At 46.4% G+C, this 265-nt stretch carries 1 protein-coding gene; it reads right to left on the bottom strand.

Annotated elements, in window-relative coordinates:
- On the bottom strand, positions 1–134 hold a 134-nt coding region (locus P5683_RS26235), incomplete at its 3' end, for a MerR family DNA-binding transcriptional regulator (RefSeq protein WP_315641349.1).
- Between the last annotated feature and the right edge of the window lie 131 nt (positions 135–265).

The following is a 265-nucleotide window of genomic DNA, read 5'->3' as shown; positions in this document are numbered from 1 at the left end:
ACAACGTTGTATCGTCGTTGCCCAGCGGGGGTTCTGATGGTCTCGATTGAGCCATTTTTGTCCCATCTGCGGAGTATTCTTTCATGGACTCCAAGGATTTGGGCGGCTTCCTTGGGTTTGACATATCTGGCAATAGGTTTATCCTCAACTCTTCTCGCTTCTTATACCATATTGCCCTAAAATATTAACCTAATTTGAGATTAAATCATGCTCCCCGCGAGTCACGCGACGGGGATTCTTGGTTCATCAACCGGACTTAACTGAG

Origin of the sequence: Limnospira sp. PMC 1279.21, from assembly GCF_032349615.1 — a bacterium.
Classification (GTDB): domain Bacteria; phylum Cyanobacteriota; class Cyanobacteriia; order Cyanobacteriales; family Microcoleaceae; genus Limnospira; species Limnospira fusiformis.
The sequence above is the reverse complement of the archived record's forward strand: the minus strand, read 5'-3'. Positions and strand labels throughout refer to the sequence as shown.